The following is an 18,495-nucleotide window of genomic DNA, read 5'->3' on the forward strand; positions in this document are numbered from 1 at the left end:
CAGGAACTTTTCGCTGCGGCCCTTCTCCAGGCGAAACCGGTGCTTGGTGATTGCAAAACACCGTTCATTTGGGGGTGCGCATGTCGGCCGTGTTCTGTTTTCGCAGACCAGCAGACCGGCCCCTTTTTTTCGGATGCCAAGCACCGCCATGGGTGCCTTCACACTCCGTTGCAGCCAGCCTCATCGCGTTGGGAAGGGGCGCCCGCGCGCTACAGTTCTTCGTGCGGAGTCAACGCTGCCCGGTCACAGCTCAATCGCCGCTGCTCGGGGCAGGCGTGTTCGATGACGTGACCGCTTCCGCGCAAACCAGAACGACCGTGCAGGCGCGTGGCAGACGTTCGATCAACTTCTGCCTGTGATTACCGCTTCGCCGCTGCAGCATCATTCGCACGTCAGCCAACCGCAGTTATGCATGCCCGAAATTCGTTGCACAAGGTAACGGTAAGTTGCCGTCCATCCCAGCTTGTCCCGCGGCAGCCAAATAACACCCAATGTTCTCGACGCGCACCTCTTATCGCGTAGCGCCAAGAGAATTAACTTTTTGCTCGTGCGTTTGCCGTGATGCGCTCCTCGGAGCTTAAGCGCCCTTCCTATGGGGAATCGCATCGATGGTGAGCTGGTAGCCTCCTGTGTCTGCCGAGCGTGCTTGCACGCGCGTCGACCATGAAATGCGCTCCAGTCTCAAAGTCGACAAACATTCGCAGTCAAACTAAGTGCGCTTGCGCGGACGCAACCTTATCCTCGGGTTGTGCGCAAATAATACGGCGTCTTGACCCGGCACCAAGGAAGTTTGCTCTTCTCCTCGCCGAAGACGTAGTAGCGATGCCTCGAATTCCTCCCATCGACCGGAGTGTCGAAGACGTTGGTAAAAGGAACTCACTTTCGGTGCGTTTCCCAACATCTCGTTCACATTGTGCCACCCCATACCAGTAGCAAGTTTGATAAGTATTGCATCTATTATCATTCGGTCATCGTTCGAGGCTTCTATATGATAGGGGCGGATGATATGTTTCAATTGTGACCATTCTGTGTCTGCGAGACCCCATCCATTCGGTCCTCCAATGAGGTTCGTGTTCTTCAGTATCGGATTGAGACGCTCTAAAGCGCCTTCTGTCGACCGAAGTGTGAACTCAACTGGTTGTTTGCCGGCCCAGGAAAAAGCCTGCTCTTTTGGTTTCAAGTGATGCAGGCACATCGAAGACGCGACAAAAACTCGCCCATGAAGCGAACCGGTGAGTACGCCATCAGCCAGCAGCTTCGGCAGTTCAAGGCCAATCGCTTTACGCAAAGCGTTCGTGCGGATGGAAGCAAACGCTCCACGTGCCGACGGGAAGAAATACATCCACTGGAGAAGCGCTGGCTTAGGCGGAGTTACCCGTACGCGGCGGGACAATCCGAGTTGTATCAGTACGCAGCTAAGACCTGTTGCGTGCATTACTGGCGCAACAACTTGGTCGAGGCTTGCCGGGCGATAAAGATGATTGAAGAAGATAGCGTTTGGCGTGAAAAGCGCTTTCGTTACAACCAAGGCAGGAATCAGCACGCGCAAGCCTAGATGATGAGCGACGTAGATTTCGTGAGAGTCACCCGGGCCACAGTAATACGTGCCTGACAAGGCTAGATATTCCGCCGAGTCCGAGACCTCCCAATCGTCGAGATTCGTCGTAAGCCTGAGCTGGGTTTTGCCAGACTCTCGCATTTTGACCCGCCATAACGAAGAAGCCTCTACCCAATCTACGCTTCCGTCGTTGTCAATTACTTTCCCTTCTAATCGCCCGTTCTTGCGTTCAATCGAATGCAGCCACATGCTGTCGCTCCTCAGTTGAAGGAACGTATAGCGACCGCCTTACCTAAAATGATTGCATCCATATGGCCGGATCCTTTATAAAGATTAGGCGGATGACGGCGGAGTCGAGCGATCGAACGACTTTGCTAATTTCCACGCAACCGCAAGTTAAAACGGCAAGCGAATTTATCGAGGGAGGGCTCGTGGCAGCCAAACACTACCGAGCCGACGTAGCCTCGGTTTGAACGTTTGGCCGCCCGCGAAAGGGCGGACCGACACATGTGCTATTTTCCGAGAACGTTGTATCAAGAACGTGATGAAGTCAGTCCGCCTTGGTTGACGAGCAAGGAGGAGAGATATCAAAGCTGGACGAGGCGGGGGACGGTACGCTCTCCGTCGCACAAATCGCAGGTCTGCTTTTCGTGTCGCGGGCTCATGTGATAAAGCTGATTCAGCAGGGATCGCTTCCGCTGCATCACAGCGACGGAGCTGAGATGGTTGTGCGAACCGAGGATGTCCTAGCCTACCGAAGGCAGCAGCTCACCAAAGCGAAGGAGTGGCTTGGTTCTCAGAGAGAGGAGGACGAGCCGCCCGGCCTCTGATGCGCGACGAGGTCTTCGCACCGTCGACCAGCGCACGACCGGTCGGAGCTTCGCCTCGATCGCGCTGCGTCCTAGGCTCGCGATTAGCCTGCTCGTCGGCCGCTCAGACACGGGTGCAAAAATCTCGCCGTTCAACGGCGGTCCCCTTGGGCGCGTGCGCGACCTGCCGCTTCAGGCATCGGTTGACCACGCTTTCAGCCGGCGCGCGGCACGCTCCTGCGCTCGCGGTGCTGCTCAGACTGGTTTGGCCAGGTTCCGCGCTTCAGAAGGTAGCGGTTCAGATGGACAGCGCGACGGTTTTGAGTTTTCCAGCCTACAAGTCTCACTGCTGGCCGATCCGGCCGTCGGGTCCGCTGTAAAGAGTTGTTCAGGCCGAGATCGTTCGGTATTGCCTCGCGTCGCAGCCGGTAAGCGGCTCGACGCATAGAGAAGGAATCAATCGACGTCGAGCGAGCCGAATCGGACATTACTTGGAAGCATCGACTCCGGTTGGCTGAACGACTTGCAGTCGATATTCCCAAAAGTCCCGAACAAGGCTGCGAGCAATCGCTGCCGGTCGCCGTCCGCGACATCGAAGCGAGCGATCGTCCATCCGACTGCATGCACAAACAGAATAGAAAAGCATTGCCGAGAGAGCAGGTTCACTTCAAGCGAGTCGAAATCTATCGCAATTGGCGAGCTGCCCAGCTGGATTAAAAGGCGACGGTTCGGCTTTTCTGGCGGACCGTAGCACTTGATTTCGAAGGTACTCGAGATGTCGGCAATGTCCGCAGGCTCGGCCAGAACGACAATGCAGGGGGACGTGCCGTGCCGCAGATCTGCACCAACCGGAAGGTCTCGAGCCGCAAGTGGGAAAGTTCGACGTCTTCCTGACTCGCCGGTCGCTCGAATGAGCTCAATAGCATTGGTCGTCGTAATGCCGCTTTCCAAGTCGGCCGGAGAAGCGGTTTTACCGCTCGTCCGTCGATTTAATTGCATCGTGCCGTCCTTTCTTCGAAACGTACTCGCGCGCAGCGAGCGGCGAATTCCGTTACCTAACAACCTATGGCGGGGGCGTAGGCGATTCGTAGGCAATGTGCCGCAGGAAACGACCGCCGAGCTCGAGGCGCGACGGTATTGCGAAAATAAACGTGACAGTTCAGCGGGGGCCTTCGTGCCGCCCGAGCGTCGTGTATTGACGACGCTTAATCGTTCCACGAACAGGCGTCAGGGCACCGTTCCACGAAAAGGTCCGGTCTCGACCGAATGCGCGCCGACGCGAAGTACTGAGACAGCCGTCCATCGCTCCCGATTTCAAAATATGCAGCCGGTGCGATAGCGATATCATCGGCCGCCCCGCTGACGGGCGACCCCAATACTAAGATGCTTCGTGCCGCTCTTTCGTCGTCGTGTTGATAGTTTTCTCCGGCCGACGCATCCAAGGCTTCCCACGTATTGAGGAAACGCTCGCTCCAGCTGTATCGGACGAGATAGGTGAGGTCTCGATGCAAGAAGAAAACGAAGAGCGAGCCATCGGAGCCAAAGAGAGGTTGAAATCCATACTTCGGCTCAAACGCGACGGGGCCGTTCCCGAGAAGAAACAGGGATGTTGCCTGGCGGTGCTCGAAGTCGAATTCGTTATGCGGGACGAGAAGGTCCGCGGCTTGTGCGTCCCAGTCAATCTCTTCGTTGGCAGGAATGGCAAAAGCCAAAACATGTGTCTCGGATATCGCTTGCTGCAACTCTTTCGGCAGGAATACCGTGGCCACGGCAGCGCACGCGGTTAAACCAGCGTGCTCCGCACAAGTTGCGAGTTCGTCGAACAACGCAACGTTGTCGACGATAACGATGCCGTCGCTCTGACGACACGCATTTCGGTTGATGGCTTGGTTCATTCTCTGTGTCCTTGCAGTGTGGTTTGGCTCGGCGTGTAAGGGATCCGTTTTAGCCTTTTTCCACTCCTTCTCGATACCGAAGCCAAATCTGTCCGCGTCGGCGCCTGCGCGCCTCGCCTGTACCGCAAAGACATTCAACCGGGACAGGCAATATGCAGCCTCAGAGGCCCAAAACCTCATCTAGCCGGCACGCCGCCCCCATCGTTACCAGATGACCGAAAACAGTCGTACCGTCCGTCTTGGCTCGCAAAATCGCCTGACGGTAGTCGTCGGGGGCGAGCGTTACGGCAGACTCGGCCGACTTCTTCTTGCTCCTCGTGGCGGGGGAGCGCGGCTTCGTCAACGCTAACGCCGCTTCTGCTCCGGCCGCGACCCCTGTGACCTTTCCGGCTGTATCGACCTTCTTCGCGGCCCAAGCCGCTCGCTCGTCGTCGATGCCTGCTTGCTGAAGCACCTTTGCAACGGCCGGAATGAATTCGTCATCTCCAGGTCGAACGCTCGCGCCACGTTGGCGAGAACCCTCGAAGCTAGCGAGGCTGTCTTCGAGAAGTGAGCTCAAATAAAGCGGGGGGACGTCTTCATACGCGCGCAATACTTGCGTGTCGCCCGTACGCATCGCATCCAGCATGCGCTTGACCGGCTCGAGTTCGGCGCCGAAGACCGATTTAATCGTCGCCGCCGAGAACGTCTCGCTTCGATCAAGCATGGCGCGCCATTGCGCACAGGCAAAAAGCTTGATAGCAATGTCAGGCACTGCCTGCGAGCACGCCAGCATTGTGTTCGACATGCCCTGAGTTAGTGTCACGGGCGTCTTAATCCACTGATATTCGAACAACTCGAGCAGGAAGTCCTCCCATTCGCCAGGGCTTGACAGGTCGCCGCTCGACTGAAAGGTTGACCACGTCGGGAAGCCGTGCCCCGCGCTGCGCCGGCCTTGTCTGAAATCAAGCCCGAGCAACTCGGACGCTTTGTGCGTGCCGACAAAAACAACGGGGACACCGAGTTCATTGGAAGCGGTGACCAGGGCAGACATGAGCGTCTGCTTCGATGTGCCCGCGTTGCGCAAATTTTGAATCTCGTCGACAACGAGCACGCCGACGAAATGGTCATGCATGGCGCGAGCGGCGTGATTCAGCAGCAATTCACCGCTATTGCGATGGTTGTTGACGTGCATCCCAAAATAGTCCGCATCTGGAACCAGCTGGTCAATTTTCCGGAGGATGGAGGCGGCGAGCCCCTTCGTCGACAGTCCGTCATGGGGAGCCTCGATATGTAAGTACGGTATCTGATAACAATGCCACTCGCGGTGATAAATGACAGGCGGATACCATGAGAATATCCGGCGGATTGTCGTGGTCTTTCCTGTACCCGACATTCCGATAACTCTTGACGACAACTGCTCTTCGGTAGGGGGAAGGTACGGCGGGTTGAAGGCTCGCCCGGCTTGCATCGCCTCGTACAAATGCTGAAACACGCGAACATGCTCCACTGATGACGGGCGTCTTCCCACGTACCCGGAGCGGATTAGGGTGTCAAAAGCACGTGCCAGCTGAACGTGACGCTCCATTGGCCGCAGGAACGAGGACAGTCCTGCGACCATTTGCAGTCTCTCGTGCGTCTCCCAATCTCGCTGTTCCGCGTCGAAGTCCGGGGCGACCATGATTCTGTCAATGAGCGTGTCATCATCGACGGAGGGCGGCAGCGCTTCTATGAGGGGGTTCCCGCGATAACGCGGAATACGTTGCGGCGTGTATTGTGCCTCCACAACGACCTTATTCTGAGCCGCGTGCATTCAGTTTCTCCTGTGCCTTTCGGCGTAACATGTCTCGCAAAGGCGATGAGGTCACTTTCGCTGGACCGCCTATGGCGCCGGACTCCACTTGCGGTGAAGGCTCGCTCTTACCGCGGTCATCAAATGCCGGGCGAGCAGACGGCGCCGTTTGCATTGGAATAACGTTCGTGGGGAGGGGCTCAGTAATCGATGGCATGGCCGCGTCTTCGCGTCGCCGCGCGGCGAGTTCCGCTGCTCGCGCGTAAGCAGTATCGGCCCGTCGTCCTGAGCGCGACTTACCCTTGCTTGCAAGCTTGCGCTCTGCGACCGCAGTCTCGCTCAGGCCTCGAATGTATTGCCGCAGCTCAGCCTTCGCCTGATCGGCGCTAGCCTTATTCTCAAAATTGTTCAGCTCGGCTCGACGGAAGATATACTCGACTTCGGCGAACGAATAGCCAGCGAATTCCTTGCTCGCAGGCGCGAGCCTGCACTCGAACGTCTGTCGACGGTCTGCGGGGTTATAAACGATGACGGAGGAGGCCGAGCGAGGGTCATACGATACTTCCACTGCAAAGTTGCCCCGTCGTCCTGCTTGTACGTACCATCCAAGCTCGTTTGCTGAGGGGCAATCAAATACGAGCCGCTTGAACTTAATCCCGTCTTGCGTAACGGTCGCCTTATCTTTCGGCAGCAGTTGTAAGCGCAGAAAATCATAGTCATACCTGGCAAGCGCGCCGCTGCGACGTGCGACGTCGTCGTTCCACAAATCAAGGGGCACCGCCGGCGTGCCAGACAGCACATGCCGCGGCTCCAATCGATAGCCTTTCATGATTTTTCGATTGTGTGCGATGGCATGCTTGATGACTATCGACGTGAATTCGTCCAAAGTCAGAGATGCGTCTTGATAGTAACGCTTCTGTCGACGCTTGATGGCGTTCATTGGCGGCTCGTATCCGGGCGTCACATCTGCGATCGACGCGTGAAGCAGCCTAAACCCGCATTCGACAGTGCCCTTTCGATGCGGCAGAAGGGACTGAGTGTTGACGACAATCGACTGCATTCCGTCGCAAATTCGATAACTATTGTTGCTGTTCATCTCGCCACGGTCGCCGATCCACTTTTCTGGAAAAGTAGCGTCGGCGGGCCAATCCTCCGAGTTGTATGGGATGCCATACTTGGCGCACAACGCTTGCTTGTCCGCTGCGACGCTCAAAATAGCGAGCATTGCGCCCGTCCACGAGGCGTTTTCGAGGCCAACATAGAAACCAACTACGAGTCGGCTCCAGCGGTCGTAGATGAGATAAAGCGTAGGCTTTCCGATGATTGTCGAGCGGTCTTCCAGCGCAACAAGGAACACGTCTGCAATGGTTGCATCGATTTCGTAGATGTGGCCGACGCCTACAGCTTCTTCGAGCGCGCTTCCGAGATGAGCGCCATGCTCGCGGTCGAATTCTTTCGACCCGCGCTTTTTCCGGAGAATTTCCGTGAGCGTGAACTTCGTTCGGGCGATGTGTCGAAATTGAAATATCGACGGGCATTCTCCGTCGGGATGCAGATATCTCGTGCCGTTGCCGTCGAGGTAAGAGTAGAACTCCTCTCGCATACGAAAGTGCGCGCCGGCGAGGGTCGATATCTCACCGTCGAGATAATATTTCCTGATCGCCGTCTGAACGTTCTTGGCGTCTTCAGGCGTCATCTGAAACGTGCGGTACTTTCCATCCTTGGGCCGACGACCGCGCCCAGCAGTCAATGCCGCGCTCGAGCGCCCGATCTTGTCGAAGTCAGGAATGAGCGCAAGCCGCGTTTGCCCATGACGCCAATACAGGCGCAGGTACCGATAGAGCGTCGTCTCGGAAATGCCCAGCTCTCTCGCGCGCGCCTCGACCAACGGTCCTCGGGCGGACGCAACGAAAATGTGAGGATGGTTGATGAGCGGCTCGATAGCGTCATAGGCTTTGTATGCACGCCGCCTCGCCGTCTCTGAATAAAACGCGAGGTCAGGTTGCTGACCAGCGTCCGACCCGCGAAGCGCCTTGACCGATACGTGACCCGTCAAGACGCCGAAGTCTCGATATTCGGGCCAGCGACCGGGACCACTCACGGGCATGACCCACCCGCGGTGCCCCTCCGGGTCAATGGAGAGAACGCGGTACCGCGTCTGGTCGGCAGCATCGAACAGGTCGTTCTTGAGCAGCATGGCTTGATTTCGAGTCGTTAAAGAAAAGCAGTATTCAGGCGATTGAGACTCTGCTTGGAGGCTGCTCGTCATCGGCGCACAACGTGAAGCTGCTAATTGGCGCCTGTTCCAGGTGTGGGACGTTCAAATCGCAGCGCAGCGTTTGCTCCCAGAGGAGCACGCGTGCGACGCGCAGACCTAGGCCGGGCGCGACGCCGTGACGACGGTCAAAACCATTGCAGTATTCGGCTAGTGAGTCGAGGCGCGTCGAACGAGAGAATTCGTTTTTCATCTGCTCGCAGAGTTCGTGCAGTTGCTCAAACGATGGAGATGTTTGCCCGGGCTTCCATGTCGCTCCGCGAAACCACTCGATATTTCGGACCTTTTGCATCGGAAGCGACGAGTGAAAGACCAGGTGATGCTTCACGTCGCAGCCAGCAAAATACGCGTGCGTTATTTGTAGCTTCTCGACAGCGCGTTCGTTTTCGGCGTCTTCGGACCGTTTGCAGTCGAACGCCTTCAGACACGGCCCAGCCTCTTGGTCGATTGCTACCAGGAAGTCAACTGTCATCACCGCGGGAACCGAAGTGCCGGGGTATGTAGGGTGGTTGACGCCCAAGGCGGCCGCCACCTCTAGGGTGGTTTCCCGCGGCAATGGAAACCCCTCGTATACTGCTGTGACCTGCTTGCAGAATTCGAGACAAACGAAGGTGTTCCACTCGACGTCGGACACCATCTCGATCGTGCGGCCGAATCGCTGACTGTAAGCACGATGCGTACGTCCCAGAGAGGAGAAGTCAGCGGTGCCAACCCACGGCTTGTACTGTGCTCCCTCGCCTTCGCCGTATCCTTCTCGGATCCGACGTGCGACTAACTCCTCCGTCCACTTCTTGACACCGCGTGGCATCGCGCATACCCCACCAAGGACTCGCGGCGGCGCCGCGTTATTGGTGCGTATAGCGCTGCCAGTTGCGGGTCGTCGAAACTCGGGCCGTTTTAAAGTTGAGACCAAACGACCGGTTTTAGGAACAGTGTCTTGTGACTGCTTGACGTAGCACCGGATGCGTACGCCATGACCAGCGGGTTGACAGCTGCGTGCACCGTTTTACGGCTGGGAGCGTCGAATGCGGTGACATTGGCGAAGGCCGTAGCCGTAACGCGGCCGGCCAGGTACGACCATTTTAGGTTGGCGGTTCCGCGGGCGCTTTAGATGTGAGAGTATTACTGCGCGCCGTCAGGTTTCTGGCGGAAGGTCTGTGAGGTTGCGTAAAAGAAGGCGCTGAACGCGTTCTACCGTCTGCCTGAGCGTGACAGAATCGTCGTAGATAGCGAGCACCGACCAAGACACGTATTCGAAAGGTATTGCGCTTCGCGAAGCATCGACGATCGTCAATGTGCGGGGATTGCGGCGGGTTACGTCCGCGCGAAGAACATCCGCTCGCTTTCGCAAGTCGGTCTTCCGATGCAGCCGATTGCCCGAAGTCGTCGCGCCTACCGTTCGAGAGGCCAGTCCGTTTGGGAGAACGCTCAGGATCCTGCGGTACCCGATGTCTACAACGCAGGAACCGTTCAGAACTACTTCCACGTCGGATGCTGCCTCAACGATGGCTGAAAGTTCATCTAGGAGTTGGGAGTTCGTGGCCGGTATGCCTGACGCCGAGGAGCCGCGTGCGACCAGAGAGCGAGTCCGTCGCGGGAAGACGACACCCTCGACGCCCAAATAAAGGACGGAGCTCATGAAAGACTTAGCTCGGTTATCTGTGAAGCGACGTGCGCTATCGGTTGTGATGCGCGAGGCTGCTATGACAGCGACGTCGAAGGCTCTCTGAATTGACTTTGACTTCTAGAGAACGCGTGCAGATATACACACCAAGGTAGTACATGTCGACGCAAATGCAAGCGAAAGACGCGGATGGGTCCGAAGGGTCGTGGGCGAGGCTGGCGTCTCGCGCGATCCGTGTCGCCCTCACACGTCAGGATGTGAGCTATGCACAGCTGGCCGCAGAGCTTAATCGAATGGGCATATCGGAGTCCGCCAGATCGGTCGAAGGAAAAGTTCAGCGAGGTACTTTTCGTTTTACCTTCTTCCTCCAAGCGCTCGCGGCGGCACGGGTCGATTGCCCGGAAGCTTGGGCGCAAAGGTGGGCGGCGGCTGGTACCTGGGAGGACCGTGCCTCTAGCCTTCTGGGTTACTTGATGTCACAACAGCCGTGGCTTGATTGGCGGCTCCTTGCGCAGCGACTCTCGGAGATCGGCATCGAGGTTCAGCCTGAGAATCTGAGAGTACAAGGCGAGGAAGGGACTTTTTCCGCGGCGCTGTTTCTTCAATGCGCGACGGTTTGCCGGTTTGAGGACGTTCGGTCGTTCCTCGACTTCTCGTCCTTGAACGTCGCCGCCTTGGCGGGCAGGGCGGGCTCCTGAAGTTCAGACGACTTCTATCCCTTGCAAGTTTCGCGACATTGGATATAATCCGAGGGACGTGTACAAATACACGCTCGCCGCAAGCTACAAGTCCAATCACACAAGCTCGTGCGTCCCCTTCGGCTGGCTGCCCGCAATTCGACCGAATTTGCAGACGAAAGGCAAGCCTGCTCCTTCCGATCCGAGTCCCATGTCAACGTCAGACATTCGCTTGGCTTCAGTCGAGCTAGAAATCGGACTGATTGAATGGCGCGTGATGGCAGTCGTGCCAGACGGCGGTTTCCACTTCGTCGGCTTCAACGAAGCGACTTGCGTAGGTCGCGTAAGTTCGCCAATCGTATCGTTTGACTCCGAGGATGGACGAGGGCACACGATCTCGGGCCGTTGCTATCGATTGCATGGCGACAGTGGCTCATCCGGGTTGGCTGAATCCGTATGGTCGGTTTACTGTTTTCGAAAGCGCATCGGAGGTTACTTCGACGCGACGCACCTTCTCGCCCCGGAGGATCGCATGACTACGCCAAGTGACCGGACACGTGCCGTGCTTGATACGCGTTGGTTTCTGCAGACGCTGGCCAAGGACGAGCAGATATCCATCGCAGGGTTGGTGAGTAGTGTTGCCATCGGGCTGCTCCGGCACTATCCGACGGACACTGAAATGGCTGTTTCAGCGACCGCCGCGCCGACGATCTGGTCGGCGCCAGTGAAAAAACCCCCCGATGAAACGGCGGTGGCCCGGCAGTGCTGATGGCATAGCTCGGCGCACCGCCTTTCCGGCCGTGACGCATGGTTATGAGCAATCACCGCGAAACCAGCTCCTCGGCTTCCAATCGCTACACCCATGTTTCTTTATATCTGGGCGACTGCGACGGTCCGTCATTCAGCCTTGTATGCGATGGTGTGTCAGATGCTCATGCAGACTCGATTTGGGCGCGCGCGCTCGATGCCTTGGCAGAACCGTCACCACCCGGTCCTTACCCGTCAGCAACACAGACCACGCTGTTCGTCTACGAAACGGTTGACGCCGTGCTTGTGCGCGATGTCGGTCCAGTCCTTACTCGCGTTGACGTACGGTGTGGTGCCGATGTAGCGCATGTAACTGTCCGACCGTCTGGCGCGACTAATTTCGAATATCGCGTTCCGTACGTGGTTGGCGACGATGCAGTGATTATGGCGCGCAGAGCGCTGCAGTTTTTGCTGTGATTTCGGTCCGGACACGCTGTTGAACGTCGCGGTGCTTGAGGCGGACGGTGGACTGGGCGGCAGCAGGGGCGACCGAGGCCGGTTTCATCTACACCCTGCGACGAGGTACGTCGAAGCAGAAGTCACCATCCTCCGAGGCATATGGCCGATGAACCTCAGCCAAGAAGTCATCACTCGCTGCGAATTTCGTGCTCGCTTGGGCATAAGCGAGGAGATGCTCAACTCGCTTCTTTCCAAGTGCAGCGTCTTTTCCCTCGGATGCGGAAATGAAAACTCCTTCCCGGCAGTCCTGTCGGAACCACAGCATGACCGACGCCGACTCTTCTCTCTATGCAGGATTATCCGACCGGCCCCACCCAGTGCACGCCTTTCGTTTCTAACGTCAGGCCATGGGGCGCTTCGGGGAAAGTCGCCTGTCGAAGCGCTAATTAGCAAGAGGCAATTTTGCTTGGTACGAGAGATTGCAAGCGCTTGGGCCTCCGAATGGTCTCGAACGATAGTGACGGTCTGCATCGGTGCCCATTCGACAGCGCCGGTGCAGGCACCGGCGTATGTGGCTATCGACGAGGTTGACCCTCGACGCTGCGTCTGGGCACGGGCGGCAGGCGCGATGCAATATGGAGGGTACGTCACACCTGACGCGCCGTATCCATATGCGCGACGAGCGACGGCGTTCATCACCCGCAAATCGGCCGGATGCTCGAAGGAAACCGTTGACGCAAAGCTCGACATTGCGATTCTCGGTCGGGTTTGCTTCGCAAGCATCCACCTCCGCGAGCGGTCTCCAGCCCGCTATCGGTTGGTGCTGAGCGCCGACCGCTTGGATGTCGTTGAAGTATTGGGGGAGATAGTCGGCGTAATGCGGCGCGAGAGCTTGGAGAAACGTCGAAAGCACGCAAGGGAAGCTTCTGGTCAAGTCCAGGGGAGACACTTCGACGTAAAGATCTCATTTTGGATGTTTTAATCCCATATGTGGGATTTTAGGACCGACGCGTCATGGGGCGGGGAATAATGAGCGTTTTCTTACGCCCCTATGCGGATGACCGACTGGTATCAGATGGCTGGCAACGTCCTGCGTGCAGAGCTTGCTCGGCAAGGCGTGAGCTATCGCCAGTTAGCGCGGATGCTTACAGACATCGGCGTCGACGAAACAGAGCGCGCCATCGCGAACAAACTGTCTCGCGGAAGCTTCAGCTTTGCGTTCTTCCTGCAATGCATGCGGGCATTAGGACGAGCCGACTTCAGAGTCGATCTTACCCACTTTCCTTGAGGGTAGAGCTCTGTGGCGGCGCTAGTCGCAGCAGGCGCAGCGCGGCATAAGCACACCTGACCCGCCTTCGACTTCCCGGCACGACTCACATTCAACTCACGCGAAACGCCTGCAAAGGCTAAACATGTCGCCTATAATCCCATATATGAGATTAAGCTGTCGTTTGTGGGGTCGCAGCGTGCGCTGGTCCAGGGTGCGCGACACCGAGGTATGCCCCCACGGACGCATTGCCAGCACTCCGTGCTCGCAACCACAGGACTCGGGAATCGACGATATGCATGCAATGCCGAACTGTGCTGACTGGAGCAAGCCGGTTATCTACTTGGGCTTCGGCGGCGTTCTCCATGTTGGCACGGCGATGATGGACAGAGACGGAAACATTCTTCTTCTCGGCGGACAGCAAGCGTTCGAGTATGCGCAGTTGCTTGCCGATTTGTTGCGCCCGTATCCGTCCGTGCAGATCGTTCTAAGTTGCGGCTGGATTGACACCCTCGGAGAAATGTTCACATCGAATCTTCTTCCGGCGGGCTTGCGAGAGCGCGTGGTTGGAAGCACGAAAGCATTTAGCGCGGGGCTGGACCACTATGAGGAGGGACAGCGCCGAATAATGCGCGTTCTTCGCCACGCGCAAACGACGGGGGTTCATCGCTGGCTAACGCTTGATGTGAAAGTGTCGGCGGTCCCGTTCGCCCGCTGGAAAAACTTCCTCGTGACGCGTGCCGACGAGGCTTTGGGTTCGATAACCACCCAGCGGCAGCTGAAGCGGTGGCTTTGCGAAAACGCGCTAGATGCGTCGTGTCAGGCCGTCCGTCGCGCGGCGTCGCGAGAAGTTCGAAGAACACGAGCGTGAAATTCGGCGTGACTCTCGGCGTCTCCGACGGTATAAACAGGCTTCCCTACTTTCTTTGCTGGAGGAGTGGGCTCGACACGCCGCGGCCAGTGAAGTGCACCAAGCGGACGTTCATGGGTGCGACCCTGGGAGGAACAGTCGGAGGGGGAACAGCGAGGCGCCCATGCCCTCGAAGAATTCGATTGAGTCACGGCGATGTAGCCGACCGTGGTGCCCGTCAAAGGGCGCAACTCCCCCGAGCTCAACCGCATCCCGGTTGGCTAAGGGGGAGTTTTGCCCAAAACCCAAGAGTCTCCTATTCATTCACAAGAGTCGTTGTTAACAATGTTTTGCCTGCCTGGACGGCAGGCGCATTGCTGTGCAGCTTCTCCGTCTGGTTCGCTCGATCACAATGCGCTTTCGTAGACATCGGTTAGGAAGCGGGAGAGCCGAAACGCCACGATGCAAGGAGACGGGCACGCGCCGGCGGCACCGACGATAGGTGACCGTGGCCCGGGCGTCGGAACAATTATGACAGAGGCAATTGAACAGCTTAGCGCGAGTGCAAGTCTAGGAACGATGTCTGTCAGAAATCGACCGGAGAAACAGTTCAGCGGCGCTAAGCGCCGAATAGTCGGGGGCCGTTCCGTCTCTGTCCGGCAATCGCTTTAACTCTCGGACATGTTCTTTCGGAACAAGAATCCATTCGGCTTCCATCGCCGCGGCGAGCGCAAGCAGAGTTGAGTTCGCATCGCTGTCCATCCTGACTAGAGAAGAACTTACAGCAGGCACCGACATGCCCATGCGTTCGGCCAACGTCTTAAGCGTGACACCTCGCTGGAGCATCAACGATTCGAACTGAGTCAAGAATGACATGACAAGTCTCCAGCGCGGGCTGAGCGCGGCAATCGGAAAGGGGCCCCTACCCGGCAGCGGCATGCAGCCGCACATGATGAACCTGGCACCTCAATGCTACTGCACAACGTTGCGCTCGGCGGCCAATTGTGAAAGAGGTCAAGGCGAGATAGATTCGCTTCGCTACCATCTTCAAAGCCGTCACGAACAAAGTTGTCTCGGATGACTTCGCGGCATTTTATTCGAGATATCCCGACATCATCCCCGATCGCGGCTGCATTGAAGCTCGCGGTCGTATGTCGAAACTTCACAAAACCATGCAAATTGCTGCCGTGAAATCGTCTCCGTCGCTCTCCGACAACATTGTCCGAGCCGCGCTCGCGTGGCATAAGGTACCGACCTGCCGCACGAGGCGAGCCCTCCGGGAAGCCGTCGATGCGTTAGTGCACCAGCGGAGTAGGGCTGTGGCAGACTTCCTTGCGAAGGAACAGACAGTTTCGGAACCACCGTCGGGAGGAACCGGGGCATCCACAGCTAACGCGACGTTCCGTAATGGGGACGCCGGAAGGTTTGCGCTCGTCTGCGATGGCTCAACAATACGGAATCGGGGGCCATCCGGCTGCGGCTGGGTGGTAACGAGTGGGGATGCGGTAGTGTGCGAAGGCTTCAAAGCGATTGGTTACGCGACGAATCAAATCGCCGAGATTCGCGCGGTGGCGTATGGCTTGAACGACTTGCCGCAAGGCTCGACCGTCGACGTCCATACCGACTCGCTTTACGTCGTTAAAACCATGCGCGGTCAATTCCAGAAGGGTATGAATCTCGAGCACTGGGATTCTCTGTCTGACGCAATCAACCGTCACGGTCTAGTCAATTTCCACCACGTCCGGGGCCACGCCGGTCACCGAATGAACGAGTTGGCCGACAGTCTCGCGAAAAAAGGTTCGACGCTTTCTCAGCGCAATTCGAAGTCGCCCGTGAATCGGTCTGCATCACACTCAGTCACTGAGAGAGCTAATCAATTTTGAAAAAGTTACGCTTCCGAGGGTGCGAATTTTGAAAAGGACTTCGGCTCAACCCGTCAGCCGCCGGTTGCCCCCGATTCGGCTTCGATGCTCGTTAAATCGAGCATAAAAGCGTTTGTGGCCGATTTTACGAACATGAAAGTCAATCAAGCAGCCAGTCTTCCCTCCCACTTGCGCGGGCAGAGCCGACAGCTCGGTGAGCTTTTGAGCCGCCTGCGCGTGGCCCGCGGTGTCAAGCAAACTGAGGCGGCAGCACGGGCTGGATTGTCCCGCAATACGGTCTATCGGCTGGAGCATGGAGACCCGGGTCTCGCGGTAGGGCAGATTTTTCGCTACCTCGAAGCGATCGCCCCCGGAACTACGCTCGAGAGTCTTTACGAGCAAAAGGACCCTGCACTACTTGCGCAAGCTGCTCGTGAACGAAGAACCCGCGTGAGCGGCTTGAGCGCGGCCGAGCTCGACGAGCTGAACTTCTGAGAACAACATGGCCAACCGGTAAACAAGCTCATGGTGTTTGCAGACTCGCCTCGGAGGGGGCACCGTGCGACCGACTCACGCTCGCTGAGAAAGGCAAGCGACTCCAGGCGTCCTCGATCGCCCACGGCCGAATTACCCAAAGCAAGCCGGGGCTCGCGGCACAGGCGCTGCAGTGGATCGCCCAGCTTTATGCCATCGAGTCGCGAATCAACCATCGGACGCCTGACGTCAAATATGCGGCGCGGCCAACTGAGGCGTTACCGATACTTGCAAAGTTCCGTCAATGGCTGGAAGGCAACGTCATCGGTTTGCCGGCTCAGGCACCGCTCGCCAAAGCGTTTGGCTACGCGTTACGGCATTGGCAAGCACTGGTTCGTTATACAGAGAGCGGAGTCCTGTTACCGGACAACAACGCGTTGGAACGGCAGATCAGGCCGAATGCTCTTAACCGACTCAACTGGACCTTCGCAGGTTCGCCGCGAGGCGCTCGTGCGACGGCCACCATGTATTCGCTGCTCGGCACGGCTCGCCTGAACGGCTTCGAACCCTATGCGTGGCTGAAAGAGACACTAGAGAAGTTGCCATCGCATCCCGTCAATCGCGTGCATGAACTGCTGCCGCTTGCCCGCTAAATACCCCGACATTCATGGAAATCCTGGACTCCCTTCGGCAGGCGCCCAGCGCCGAGTCGTATCGCCTCTATCTGACCATCGGCAAAATGCTCGATGACCCCCGACGCATTCTCGAAGTCCGTCAACGACTGCACATCGGCATGACCGTCAGATACATCGGTGACAATCCGTTGGGACCGCCTTCGGAAGGCACTATCGCCGAGCTTCGGCATACGCAAGCGGTCGTACAGGACAACGTGACTCGACGCCGATGGGCAGTGTTGTATGCGGCGATTCTCCTCGATGCCAACGCAACCCCAATTCAAAAGGAAGCGCCGCCAGCGCGCCCGCGACCCGAACAATTTTTCATCGGCGACACCGTGGGATTCACCGACAAGCATTTGAACGAGCGCGTTGGCACCGTCGTCAGACTGAACTCGAAAACGGCGTCGATCGCCGTGACAGACTCGGAAGGACACTGGCGGGTCTCGTACGGTCTATTACGAAAAATCCTCAATATCTGATTGAAGTCCTGTCAACACGGGATGTGCTGACGGATACATATCCAAAAGGACGTCCCTTTGAGCCGTCAGCCGAGGCAAGTTTGCGGCGCTCCGAGAAAGCACCGCAGAAAAAGGTGCGAGAGAGTCGACTGTCGATGCTGACGTTCACCGGATGTGAGTCGCATAAGCCAAGTTGTTGCCGCAGGCTGTGTGAGCGAAAGATCAAAGGCATCCAAGAGCTCCGTACCGAAAAATCGCTCGCAATCGGATATCAGCCGCCGTCGCGTCTCGCGGTCGCGAAGGTCTTCGTATCCTCTAGCGCGCAGCGCAGTAACGTACACATCGAGGCAGTCTCGCCAGCTTCCCGCTTCCAGTTGCAGCGCCTCAAAAGCGAGCGCAGACAAAACCCGTTGAAAGGACTTTGAGGCGAAGAACCAAGGACGCGATGCATGAGTCTCGTTGGGTAAGAAAACTGTTTCTTTGCGCAAACCATCGGGAAGGTATGCGGAGGTTTCTAGTAGACGCGAATTGTGCTCCGGACATGTCAGCACGCCAGGAACGGCGTGCATCCTATGCCAATAAGCCTCGCCGAACTCACGCTCATCTTGGGCCGCACACGCTGCACAGAATCGCCTGAACGATACGCGCCGACTTCTTTGTGGAAATTGCGCTTGGTATGCAGAGCGAGAGTGAACCCCATCGCCGTTAATGGCTGCATGGCGGAGGCCGTCGATCTCCGACGAATCGTAGGTCAAACATACGAACTCGAAAAGAGTATGCTTCTCGAGCAGTTCCGCAGCGGGCGTAGCCGTGTAGTCCGCCATGCGCGACAGATTACTCGGGATGATGAATGACGGATACTCCGGAGGCGCGAGCCCCGCGAACTGAACCATCTTTCTCATGGGAAGCCCTAGACGACGAGAAGATCGAATCAACAAACTTCCCAAAAGTTCGTCTGGATAGGGTTTCGGAAAATGCATTGTGGGCAGACTCCCGGCTGTCGCCGACTGAATCCAACTACCGACTCACGCGACCTGAGCAGTTAGCCAAAATTGTGAGACTTGACGAGCATTTGCACTTCCAGTTAAGACT

Annotated in this window: 17 protein-coding genes and 1 pseudogene; 10 read left to right on the plus strand and 8 right to left on the minus strand. The window is 57.4% G+C overall.

Annotated features, from left to right (window positions below):
• Positions 1–709: 709 nt before the first annotated feature.
• Positions 710–1,807: a transposase gene (locus AWB77_RS35105; protein WP_082852681.1), complete on the minus strand. Its 1,098-nt coding sequence runs from the start codon at positions 1,805–1,807 to the stop codon at positions 710–712.
• Positions 1,808–2,118: 311 nt separating this feature from the next.
• On the opposite strand from AWB77_RS35105, the gene AWB77_RS18985 reads away from it, so the two are divergent.
• Positions 2,119–2,388 carry a helix-turn-helix domain-containing protein gene (locus AWB77_RS18985; RefSeq protein ID WP_061135990.1) on the plus strand — a complete coding sequence of 90 codons (270 nt, stop codon included), beginning with the start codon at positions 2,119–2,121 and terminating at the stop codon, positions 2,386–2,388.
• 435 nt (positions 2,389–2,823) lie between these two features.
• Here AWB77_RS18985 and AWB77_RS18990 read toward each other — a convergent pair whose 3' ends face one another.
• The 5 genes from AWB77_RS18990 to AWB77_RS19010 all read right to left on the minus strand — a co-directional run bounded on the left by AWB77_RS18990 (position 2,824) and on the right by AWB77_RS19010 (position 8,945).
• On the minus strand, positions 2,824–3,366 hold the full coding sequence (locus AWB77_RS18990; RefSeq protein ID WP_061135991.1) for a hypothetical protein: 543 nt from the start codon (positions 3,364–3,366) through the stop codon (positions 2,824–2,826).
• A 206-nt stretch (positions 3,367–3,572) separates the two neighbouring features.
• Positions 3,573–4,262, minus strand: coding sequence for a hypothetical protein (locus tag AWB77_RS18995; RefSeq protein ID WP_157694837.1), 690 nt, complete (start codon positions 4,260–4,262; stop codon positions 3,573–3,575).
• Positions 4,263–4,422: 160 nt separating this feature from the next.
• Positions 4,423–6,054, minus strand: a complete 1,632-nt coding sequence (locus AWB77_RS19000) for an ATP-binding protein (RefSeq protein WP_061135993.1) — start codon at positions 6,052–6,054, stop codon at positions 4,423–4,425.
• Positions 6,035–8,230 (minus strand): TnsB C-terminal domain-containing protein, encoded by a 2,196-nt coding sequence (locus AWB77_RS19005; protein WP_061135994.1) that lies wholly within the window; start codon positions 8,228–8,230, stop codon positions 6,035–6,037. Before AWB77_RS19005 ends, AWB77_RS19000 begins: the two co-directional genes overlap by 20 nt.
• Before the next feature lie 34 nt (positions 8,231–8,264).
• Positions 8,265–8,945, minus strand: coding sequence for a TnsA endonuclease C-terminal domain-containing protein (locus tag AWB77_RS19010; RefSeq protein ID WP_244158575.1), 681 nt, complete (start codon positions 8,943–8,945; stop codon positions 8,265–8,267).
• Between the two features lie 1,145 nt (positions 8,946–10,090).
• Between AWB77_RS19010 and AWB77_RS19015 the strand changes: the two genes are divergently transcribed.
• The 4 genes from AWB77_RS19015 (at position 10,091) to AWB77_RS19035 (ending at position 13,953) form a co-directional block, all read left to right on the plus strand.
• The gene (locus AWB77_RS19015; protein WP_061135996.1) at positions 10,091–10,630 is read left to right on the plus strand and encodes a DUF6471 domain-containing protein; all 540 of its coding nucleotides are present in this window, start codon (positions 10,091–10,093) and stop codon (positions 10,628–10,630) included.
• 58 nt (positions 10,631–10,688) lie between these two features.
• Entirely contained in the window at positions 10,689–11,378 is a 690-nt protein-coding gene (locus AWB77_RS36900; RefSeq protein ID WP_244158576.1) for a BPSL0761 family protein, read from the plus strand.
• Positions 11,379–12,872: 1,494 nt separating this feature from the next.
• Positions 12,873–13,103 carry a DUF6471 domain-containing protein gene (locus AWB77_RS19030; RefSeq protein ID WP_061136076.1) on the plus strand — a complete coding sequence of 77 codons (231 nt, stop codon included), beginning with the start codon at positions 12,873–12,875 and terminating at the stop codon, positions 13,101–13,103.
• A 274-nt stretch (positions 13,104–13,377) separates the two neighbouring features.
• Complete coding sequence (locus AWB77_RS19035) at positions 13,378–13,953, plus strand: HAD domain-containing protein (RefSeq protein ID WP_157694838.1); 576 nt, start codon at positions 13,378–13,380, stop codon at positions 13,951–13,953.
• Positions 13,954–14,502: 549 nt separating this feature from the next.
• On the opposite strand, the gene AWB77_RS19040 is transcribed toward AWB77_RS19035, so the two are convergent.
• A complete protein-coding gene (locus tag AWB77_RS19040; RefSeq protein ID WP_063936526.1) occupies positions 14,503–14,808 on the minus strand; it encodes a hypothetical protein in 306 nt (101 codons plus the stop codon).
• Positions 14,809–15,251: 443 nt separating this feature from the next.
• Here AWB77_RS19040 and AWB77_RS19045 point away from each other — a divergent pair, with 443 nt between their 5' ends.
• The 5 genes and pseudogenes from AWB77_RS19045 (at position 15,252) to AWB77_RS19060 (ending at position 17,424) form a co-directional block, all read left to right on the plus strand.
• Positions 15,252–15,815 (plus strand): ribonuclease HI, encoded by a 564-nt coding sequence (locus AWB77_RS19045; RefSeq protein ID WP_157694839.1) that lies wholly within the window; start codon positions 15,252–15,254, stop codon positions 15,813–15,815.
• Between the two features lie 84 nt (positions 15,816–15,899).
• Positions 15,900–16,289: a helix-turn-helix domain-containing protein gene (locus AWB77_RS19050; protein WP_244158577.1), complete on the plus strand. Its 390-nt coding sequence runs from the start codon at positions 15,900–15,902 to the stop codon at positions 16,287–16,289.
• A 131-nt stretch (positions 16,290–16,420) separates the two neighbouring features.
• Positions 16,421–16,768, plus strand: a pseudogene (locus AWB77_RS37455) (IS66 family transposase); the annotation flags it as partial.
• A 24-nt stretch (positions 16,769–16,792) separates the two neighbouring features.
• Positions 16,793–16,921: a transposase domain-containing protein gene (locus AWB77_RS35875; protein WP_157694840.1), complete on the plus strand. Its 129-nt coding sequence runs from the start codon at positions 16,793–16,795 to the stop codon at positions 16,919–16,921.
• Between the two features lie 14 nt (positions 16,922–16,935).
• A complete protein-coding gene (locus tag AWB77_RS19060; RefSeq protein WP_061136002.1) occupies positions 16,936–17,424 on the plus strand; it encodes a hypothetical protein in 489 nt (162 codons plus the stop codon).
• Between the two features lie 65 nt (positions 17,425–17,489).
• On the opposite strand, the gene AWB77_RS19065 is transcribed toward AWB77_RS19060, so the two are convergent.
• Complete coding sequence (locus AWB77_RS19065) at positions 17,490–18,383, minus strand: TnsD family Tn7-like transposition protein (RefSeq protein WP_074168906.1); 894 nt, start codon at positions 18,381–18,383, stop codon at positions 17,490–17,492.
• Positions 18,384–18,495 lie beyond the last annotated feature (112 nt).

It is taken from the genome of Caballeronia fortuita (assembly GCF_001544835.2).
GTDB classification, from domain to species: domain Bacteria; phylum Pseudomonadota; class Gammaproteobacteria; order Burkholderiales; family Burkholderiaceae; genus Caballeronia; species Caballeronia fortuita.